The sequence below is a fragment of the Acidimicrobiia bacterium genome, from assembly GCA_016650365.1.
Taxonomy (GTDB): domain Bacteria; phylum Actinomycetota; class Acidimicrobiia; order Spongiisociales; family JAENVV01; genus JAENVV01.
In genome coordinates, this window is sequence record JAENVV010000284.1 from 1 (window position 1) to 9411 (window position 9411).

A 9411-nucleotide genomic window follows, 5' to 3' on the forward strand; every position below is an offset into this window, starting at 1 on the left:
ATCACCGCCGAACCGGCTGCGCTTTGTAGCACCGCCTACTAGAGCACCGGACAATTTGGCCGCCTAGGCCCGCCAACCTCCAAACCCTCACCCACCCAGCCAAGCCCTCACCAAGGTCCCATTCGCGATCCGGCGTGCATCTGTGCGCAACACGGACCCTCGAACGTTGAGCCGTGTCGAGTAATTTGGCACCGCCATAAAATCGACTCATGGCCGAACGCGACGATCGCATCCAACGCTCGCGAGAAGATATCGGCATACTCATATCCTTTGCCACACGAGCCGAGCGCTTCACCGACGACGTTATCGAGCGACTCTGTGGAGGCGTAACGCGCCCTGAACTAGTGGAAATCTCAGCTTGGCTTGGATTGCCGAAATCGACCGCCACAAGGCTCTTCGATGCCAACAACGCTGACAAGGCCAGCGCCGGCGGTCGGAGGGTTGGACTACGCGCTCGCTACCGCCGGGCCATGATCGGTTTGCTCGGATTGTTCGTCTTGAGTAATGCAATCACGAACATGACCTCAGAGCAAAGCGGTCTCGGTTCATTCTTTCTCACGGCCGCAGCCGCACTCACCGCCTACATCGTCTACGCACTCATCGTCCGATTCTCATCAACCTGAGATCCCAGGACCGGCGCACCAGTCTTCAAAGCATCATCGTGGACGCAGCTCGGCAATGATTGCCTGCCCGAGAGTCGAGCGTCTACGTCAGTAACCAACACGGCTCTCAGCATCGACACCGTCGGACCCGCGTCGAGTGACCCGGTGCACACCCATCGCAATCGTGGCGCCAACAACACCGCCGAGACTATTCAAAATGACATCATCGATGTCTACCGATCCTCCGACGAAGAACTGCAAAGCTTCAACAAGCACCGCAACGGCTACCCCAATCGCGAACACCTTGAGAAACCTTTGCTTGCCCCCATAGGCAAGAAAGAAGCCAAGGGGCACGAACAGCAGAACGTTCCCGAGCAGTTGCACGGCGACCGTCCGCGACGGAGTCGACGCCAGGTAGAGCCTGATTGTCCGAAGGGGAATCAAGTTTCCGTTGAAGTACCTCTCGCCCTCGCCGTTCCACCAACCCATGCCCTCATGAAAGGGGTTATAAACGGTCATCACGACAATCACGGCTAGCGACATTGCGAGGCCGGTCGGTCGGGCCAGAGCAGCCATCGAATCGCGCCACGGTTCATCGGCTCGATGGCGACGGGATGCGACAGCCACCATCGCGAACGCGATGATGACGCACACCGACAAGGCCACAGAGAGCGAATCTGCGTAATACCTCAAGCCGAAGACCCCCAACGAAAACGCGAGTATCACACACCACCCAGCCCGGTAGCCTTCAAAGATGAATATCTTGCGATTTGGCGTGCTGGGTGCCGCCCGCATCACCCCCGCAGCACTGATCAAACCAGCCCGAAACATCGATGAGATCCAGATCACCCGGATCGCCGCCCGTAACCGCGACCGGGCTGAAGCATTCGCGAACGAGTACGGCATCCCAAACGTGAGCGGGAGCTACGACGATCTACTCGCGAGCACCGACATTGACATCATCTACAACCCGCTCCCGATGTCGCTTCACGCCGAATGGACCATCGCCGCTCTGCGGGCAGGCAAACATGTTCTCTGTGAAAAACCGCTAGCCGCCAACGCTCGGGAAGCTGCCGAAATGGTCCTGGTTGCCGCTGTCGAAGGCCGAATCCTCGGTGAGGCCTTCCACTATCGGTACCACCCGTACTTTCAAAGGGTTCTCGATGAAGTGCGAAGCGGCCGGATCGGAACGGTTACCCACATCGACGCCAACTTCGCGGTGACGGTCCGCCAGCCGGATCTTCGCTGGGACTACGCCACGGCCGGTGGATCCACCATGGACCTCGGTTGTTACCCAGTCAGCTGGGTACGCCAGGTCATGGGAGAGGAACCTCTCGTGAGCTCCGCCAGGGCCGTCGTTGGACCGCCCAACATCGACGCAGAACTCGAAGCAGATCTGGTTTTCCCATCAGGTGCCACTGCCCGAGTCTTCTCTTCGATGCAGTCAGACGAACGCAAGATCAACATGACCATCATAGGAACGGAAGGATCGATCGTTGCGGACAATCCTCTTGCCCCCCAGAACGGAAACCTGCTCACGATCACGACCGCCGGAGGTGTGGCTTCAGAGTCGATCAACACCGGCGTGAGCTACGAATACATGCTCCGCGCCTTCGTGGATCATATTCAACACGGCGGACCATATCCAACCCAGGGTGCTGATTCGATCGCCAACATGGCAACCATTGACGCCATGTACGACGCGGCCGGCCTCCCCCACCGCGGACTTGAGTAACCACGAACGCGACCCGCCGAAGCCAAACCACAGGACACTTCGAACTGGCACTTGCCGTCGCCAGTTGGGTCGACCTTCCACCGAGCTGAACAAGCCGTTGGAGATTGGACGCGAGTCTGCCCCGGTTGTTTCATATAACGGCACTCCAATTTCTGGCCGGCCTTGCCCCCGGTCGTGCAGTAAAGTTGCTGCAGGGTCAATTCGGCCAAACCCCTCGGAGAAAAGCCCATGTTTACTGTCAACTCTGGCCTCATTGGCCGACTTGGAATCCCATCACAAGCCCTGGCAAATAGAACAGCTTTGGTAACCGGTGGAGCTCGGGGCATCGGAGAAGCAGTGGCCGCAACAATGGCGGCCCTCGGCGCTCAAGTCATCATTGTCGATATCCTGCCACAGGGTCAGGACGTTGCTGACGCGATCATAAGCGCCGGTGGGCAGGCCCGATTCATCCAATGCGACCTGAGCGACGTCGAGGATCTGACATCAATGATCCCTATGGCAATATCGGCCTTCGGGCAAATCGACATCCTCGTCAACAACGCGCTCCATTCGAGCGTTGCTCCTATCGTTGACTTCCCGCTTGACGAATGGGAGAAGACCTTCGCAACCAACGCTCGGGCGCCATTCCTGACCATCAAACATCTGCTCCCCGGTATGTTGGAGCGCAAGAGCGGAGTAATCGTCAACGTCATTGCCTATGAAGGCACCCCGTTGGCAGTCGCTTACGGGGGAACCAAAATGGCCCTGCGCTCCATGGCGGTAGGCACTGCTCGCGAGATAGGCAACGAAGCAGGCGTCTCGGTGTTTTCTTTCGTACCCGGCATCGTTGATACCCCGCTTATACACGACGTCCTCATACCGCAGATGAACGCCGCCACGGGACTCGGTGAGGAGGAGCTTCTGGCGATAATCGCTCACAACCCGGGCTACGAGGGCTTGATGCCGGTGGACCACTGCGCGACGGCGCTGGCCTATGCAATCGTTCACGCCCCCGAATACCACGGCCAGGTTGCCGATCCCTTCGAACCACTCGATCGGATCGGAGTGATTCAGATGCCCCGAATCGATCCAACCTCCGACCACGAAGGCGTCGACGTGTCTGGCCCCCTATCGGGGCTGTACATCAAACAGTATTTGAGCGATGTCACGTCTTTGAACAAACAACTCGAGAATCGGATCGACCTCCGGACCCGGGAAGTGGAGCAGGCCCGTCGCCGGTCCGAACAGCTTCTACTGAGCATCCTCCCATCTCCGATCGCCGAACGCCTCGAACACGGTGAAGTCATGATCGCCGATCACTTCGATGACGTCACGGTCCTTTTCGCAGATATCGTCGGATTCACACCGCTGTCCTCCGGCCTACCCCCCCAGCAGGTTGTGGAACTTCTCGACGCTGTATTCTCCGAATTCGACCAGATTGCGGCGCGTTATGAGCTAGAGAAGATCAAGACCATTGGCGACTGCTACATGGCGGTAGGCGGAGTTCCCGAACCACAGGCGAATCATGCCGACCGGGTGGCGAATGCAGCGCTCGAGATGGTTCCAGCCCTGGTGCAGCTTGGCCGACGAATGGACCTTCCGTTATCGCTCCGGATCGGCATGAACAGCGGTGGCGTCGTAGCGGGAGTTATCGGTCGCCAGAAGTTCATCTACGACCTCTGGGGCGACACGGTGAATACGGCTAGCCGTATGGAATCCCACGGTATTGGTAACAGAATTCAGTGCACACAGAATGTCCGCGAGCGACTCGGCGACCGGTATATCTTCGAGTCGCGTGGGGAGGTCGAAATCAAAGGAAAGGGCATGATGCCAACCTTCTTCCTCAACGGCGTCTCCTAGCCCGAATCCACAGATCCAGGCTGTGGCGCCAATTACCAGAGAACCACCCGGCGGTCAGGGAGATCGATGGTCGCCGCAATCCGCGGTTCCCAAGCCTTGCGGGTGCTGACGGGCAGATTCAACGTCTTCACGACTTTGCGAACATCGCCCATTTCGGCATCTTCGATCCGCAGGTCGACGAGACTGGCGACTTGCTCCAACTGGCTAGCCGGATGAGGCGTATCCAGCCAGTTGATGAAAAACGGAAGCGAACCTGCGACGGGAGGAGTGAGACGCCACCGGAGCAGGTCACCCTTGGGGGTTCGCCGGGTCATCTCGACCGGGGGGCCGACCACCACCGGTTCGATGGCTCTTCGAGCAGCATTGATGTCGGGGACCGCAACTGCCCACGCCACCAACCGCGGTCCGTCGAGAACGTCGATGTCGAATGGCCTGGAAAAGACGGGATCGGGCTGAGTCGGGTCGGGCCCGATGATCTCAAGGTAGGTGGATGGCCCGAGACCGATCAGCCGATTGGCCGTCCCAAACCCGACATGGCGCCCACCCTCAACAGACACCAGACCAAGAATGGACTCTGCCGACGCGGTGGCCGCCACCAGGTCAGGACCTGCGAAAACGAGATGGTCGATCACGTAACCCGCTCGAACGTCCGAAACGTGAACGCAAACTCATGGCGGTCATCGGCCGGGTGCAGCTCCTCGTGAACCAACGCCCAGCTTTCCCAATCGATATACGGCATGTACACATCGCCATCCATCTCGGTGTGAACCACCGTGACTTCCATCCGATCGGCATCGGCCATCAGCTGGTCGAAAATATCGGCCCCGCCGATGCAGAAAACCGGTCCCGATTCACAACGGGCCAACGCTTCGGCGACAGACGGCACCACTTCGGCGCCCTCCGCACGAAAGTCACCGTTGCGAGTGACAACAACATTCAGACGTTTCGGTAGCGGTTTGATCCACAGAGAGTCCCAGGTGCGTCGTCCCATGACCACCGGATGCCCGACGGTCAGTCGCTTGAACCGAGCCAGGTCGTCTGGCAGCGACCAAGGGAGCCCGCCATCGACGCCGATCACCCCATTCTCGGACATCGCCCAGACGAGGACCAGTTCCAACTCCGGTTCGGACTGACTCACACGGCCACTGGGGCGGAAATGTGCGGATGGGGGTCGTAGTCGACGATGGACACATCATCGAACGTGAAGTCTTCAATCGAAGTGACCGTTGGGTTCAAGATGAGCTTGGGAAGGGGACGAGGTTGACGCTCGAGTTGCGTCCGGGCTTGCTCAAGATGATTGTCGTAGAGATGGGCATCGCCCAGGGTATGGACAAAATCGCCTGGCTCGAGACCGGTGACCTGCGCGACCATCGCTACAAGAAGGGCATACGAGGCGATGTTGAACGGCACTCCGAGGAAGATGTCGGCCGAACGCTGATACAGCTGACAGGACAATCGACCGTCGGCCACATAGAACTGGAACATCATGTGACAGGGTGGCAACGCCATCCGGTCCAATTCCCCGACATTCCATGCGTTCACAATGAGTCGGCGGCTGTCTGGGTTGGCCCGGATCTGACTGATGACGTTCGCGAGTTGATCGATAACCCGCCCATCGGGGGTCTCCCAGGAACGCCACTGCTTTCCGTACACCGGCCCGAGGTTCCCGTCGTCGTCGGCCCAGTCATTCCAAATCGAAACGTTGTTGTCCGTGAGATAGCGAATGTTCGTGTCGCCGGAGATGAACCACAACAGCTCATGAATGATCGACCGCATGTGCAGCTTCTTGGTGGTCACCATCGGGAACCCGTCCGATAGGCCAAACCGCATTTGGTGACCGAATACGCTGCGGGTTCCGGTGCCGGTCCGGTCGGACTTTACGGCACCCTCGTCGAGAACATGACGCATGAGATCAAGATATTGCTGCACAAACCCGATCATAACCGGGCGGGTTACCGCCGCAGCTTCTTAAGACGGGTCGAAAGAGCCCGATCCCCGAAACCAGGTTCAATCAGCCCTAACGCGGCAGCTTGGGTGCCTTCATCGATGGGTGTTTGGCAAACTTCGGGCTCGGAGGACCGGCCGCAGCCATGATCTTGAGCAGCTCTTCGATCCCTCGATCCATCTGGGGGTCGGTCCCGGCCGCGTAATCTTGCGGTCGGATGTGGACCTCGATGTCCGGATCGGTACCGTAATTCTCAACCCCGAATCCGACGTCCTCGAACCATGAGCCATACTCAGGTTGGGTGGTCATGGTGCCATCAACCAGCGCCTGTTGAGGCCAGATCCCGGTGACACCGCCCCACGTACGAGTTCCGATCAGCGGGCCGAGACGGTGAATCTTGAAGGTATGCGAAAAAATATCCCCGTCAGAACCGGCGGATTCATTGGTGAGCGCCACCATCGGACCAGCCGGCGACCCATAGGGAAAGCCGGCTGGCTCATTCCAGCGAGTGATCCGCCAACCCAATCGCCGCCGAAGGAGTTTCTGAAGGAGCAACTGGGAGACGTTGCCACCCCGGTTGTACCGGACATCGACGACGATCCCATCCTTATCGACGGCCTGGAGGAAGTTGCGATGAAACTCGGCGAACCCGACAACCCCCATATCGGGGATGTGGATGTAGCCACCGCGGCCGTCGGTCTTCTCCAGGACGTAATCACGATTGGCATTTACCCACGTGCGATACCGCAGAACTGTCTCCGACGCCAGAGCCGTTACCGCCACGCGGTGCGATTTGCGAGTCCCCCGACGAACCTCAACGACGACCGGCTTATTGGCCCGGTCGGCAAGGGCGGCTTGGACGGAATGGCGCCGGTCGATCACATGGCCATCGACGCTTACAATCCGATCGCCTTGCGCAATGTTCAGACCCGACCCGCCCAGCGGCGACGTGGCAGCCGGATCCCAGGGGTCGCCACCAAGAATTCTGGTGACTGACGTCACCCCCCGAGCGGTCACATCGATATCGACACCCAGAGTTCCCTGCCGGTAGGTGGGTTCCGGGCGATAATCGCCGCCCATCTCATAGGCGTGTGACGTGCCGAGTTCTCCCTGCATCTCCCAGAGAAAATCCGAAAACTCCGACCGGGACCCGACCCGATCCACCAGGGGAAGATACCGTTTGAGAACTCCTGCCCAATCGACCGACGCCATATCGGGTCGCCAGAAGTATTCACGCTGTAGGCGCCACGCTTCCTTGGCCATCTGGCGCCATTCATCCGAAGGCACGACCTCCAGCCGGACCCGGTCAAGGTCTACGAGACCGGACTCACGCCCGGGCTTTTCAGGTCCGTTCTTCTCCCCGCCCTTCCAGGCGACTGGCACGACCCGCAGTTTGTCGCCAGAGAGTATTCCCAGCACCTTCCCGTCGGGCGACACGGTGACGGCGCTCACGCCCTCACTGACCGTTTCCACCTTGTTGGCGGCCAGATCGTATGACTCGAGTTTTCCCTCCGGGACTGGAGACGGCGACTGGCCAATCGTGCCGCTCATCGGGACCGAAGTGAAAAACGCCCGGCCACCGGCACCTAGCACCTGGCGGTAGCGGCCATGTCGGACCGGTAACGCCACGATTCTGCGTTGGATGTTTGCGAACGTGATCTTGGTTTCCGGCGGGCCATCATCTTTCTTGGCGTCGCCCTTGCCACTCCCGTTCGCCGGCGGCGCTCCAGGAGCTCGAACCTCCGCCATGTCTTCATTGGTCGGCGACAACGTTTGATCGTCCAAAACGATCAGGTGGGGCTTCGTGGTGACCGGGAACCCGTAATCGTGCATGAGGGAATCGGGGACCGGATCGTAGGTGCGGCTCGACAGAAAATAGAGGAACTTGCCATCCGGATCGAACGATGGATAGCCATCCTGATGAGCTCCATCCGTGACCTGATGGACCCGTCCAGATCGGGCGTTGGCGACGAACACGGCAGAAAGATTCTCCGTGATCGATGCTGCAAAAGCCACCCATTTGCCGTCGGAACTCCAGGTGGTGCCGTGCAGCCACTGATGCCGGGAGCGATGCAGCACACGCGAGGTGCCCGTTTCAAGATTGAACAAGATCAGCTCATGACGATGATTCGAAATGAGTACCCGGTCGGCCCCGGTTGGAGCCACCATGATGCTGCGTGCCCTTCCGAAATCTCCTGCGTGATACTCGACGTCCGTCGATCCATCAGCCGCACTCACTACCAACCGCTCTTCGCCACCGTCATCGGTAACGGAGATAACCCGCTTTCCATCCGCCATCCACGTCGTCAACCGGTAACGGATGGACGAATCCTCACCGTGACGAACCGGTGCCCCTCCGAACGCCGGCATGGTGATTGCCGTGCCACGAGAGACAATGGCGAGCGAGTGACCTTCAGGATGCAGGTCCACCGATTCCAAACCCTTGGAAGCCGGGACAAACCGCCGGTTGAGCTGCGGGCGCGCCGATGGCACGGTCACCGTGGTCCGCCTGGTCTCCCCCAACTCCGGGTAGAACACCCATAAATCCGCCCCTGAGTGATAGACAATGCGATGGCCGTCGGTCGACGCGAACCGGGCGTAGAAATCCTCGTGGTGGGTGTGGCGTTGAATATTGCGGCCGGTAGGGGTGACGGAATAGATGTTGCCGTGGCCCTCGTGATCAGAAATGAAATAGATCCGTCGCCCGATCCACATCGGGTCAGCAAGGTTCCCAGCCAACTTGACGAGCGGTGCGTAATCGCCGTCGCCGTTGGCGTCAACCCACAACGTGCCGGCCCGTCCGCCCCGATATCGCTTCCACCTCGCCGGGTCCAAAGAGTTGCGGCCGAGCACGACGCCTCGCCCTCCCTGGCTCATCGCCCTGGCAGGGCCGACGTTCCAAGCGGAGGACGGTGAACCGTCGAGCGGAACGGTGTGAAGATGCATCGCTCCCGCAAAAGGTTGCTGCCAATCCGTGGCGACAATCAACGATTGGCCATCCTTGGACCACCCGACGCAATGGCTTGTGGCTCCCCAAAACGTGATCCGTCGTGCCGAACCGCCCATGGTGTCCATCACGAATACGTCTGTTTGGCCCTCGTCTTTGCTGGTGAAGGCAACCTGCGATCCGTCGGGGGAAAGGCGTGGGAAGATGACTGATCCAGGGTTGGCAGTGAGGCGGTGGGCCGGCCCACCACCGGCGTCAACCGACCAGAGATCGTCTTCTGAGACGAAGACAATCGTGTTTCCGGCGATGGTCGGATGTCGGTAGTAACCAGAAATCACTGATA

General features: G+C 59.5%; 8 protein-coding genes. 3 read left to right on the plus strand and 5 right to left on the minus strand.

The annotated features are described in order from the left end of the window. The first annotated feature begins 209 nt into the window (after positions 1–209). Positions 210–623 carry a hypothetical protein gene (locus JJE47_15775; GenBank protein MBK5268878.1) on the plus strand — a complete coding sequence of 138 codons (414 nt, stop codon included), beginning with the start codon at positions 210–212 and terminating at the stop codon, positions 621–623. 87 nt (positions 624–710) lie between these two features. Here JJE47_15775 and JJE47_15780 read toward each other — a convergent pair whose 3' ends face one another. After that, positions 711–1328, minus strand: coding sequence for a VanZ family protein (locus JJE47_15780; protein ID MBK5268879.1), 618 nt, complete (start codon positions 1326–1328; stop codon positions 711–713). Positions 1329–1356: 28 nt separating this feature from the next. Here JJE47_15780 and JJE47_15785 point away from each other — a divergent pair, with 28 nt between their 5' ends. Continuing rightward, the gene (locus JJE47_15785; GenBank protein ID MBK5268880.1) at positions 1357–2337 is read left to right on the plus strand and encodes a Gfo/Idh/MocA family oxidoreductase; all 981 of its coding nucleotides are present in this window, start codon (positions 1357–1359) and stop codon (positions 2335–2337) included. Positions 2338–2565: 228 nt separating this feature from the next. Next, complete coding sequence (locus tag JJE47_15790) at positions 2566–4176, plus strand: SDR family NAD(P)-dependent oxidoreductase (GenBank protein MBK5268881.1); 1611 nt, start codon at positions 2566–2568, stop codon at positions 4174–4176. A 32-nt stretch (positions 4177–4208) separates the two neighbouring features. Here the strand turns inward: JJE47_15790 and JJE47_15795 are convergent, their stop codons facing one another. The 4 genes from JJE47_15795 to JJE47_15810 form a co-directional block, all read right to left on the minus strand. Beyond that, positions 4209–4808 (minus strand): VOC family protein, encoded by a 600-nt coding sequence (locus JJE47_15795; protein MBK5268882.1) that lies wholly within the window; start codon positions 4806–4808, stop codon positions 4209–4211. Beyond that, entirely contained in the window at positions 4805–5269 is a 465-nt protein-coding gene (locus JJE47_15800; protein MBK5268883.1) for a dihydrofolate reductase, read from the minus strand. Before JJE47_15800 ends, JJE47_15795 begins: the two co-directional genes overlap by 4 nt. 41 nt (positions 5270–5310) lie before the next feature. Continuing rightward, positions 5311–6105 (minus strand): thymidylate synthase, encoded by a 795-nt coding sequence (locus tag JJE47_15805; GenBank protein ID MBK5268884.1) that lies wholly within the window; start codon positions 6103–6105, stop codon positions 5311–5313. Positions 6106–6193: 88 nt separating this feature from the next. After that, a partial coding sequence (locus JJE47_15810) for a PD40 domain-containing protein (GenBank protein MBK5268885.1) occupies positions 6194–9411 on the minus strand: 3218 nt, incomplete at its 5' end.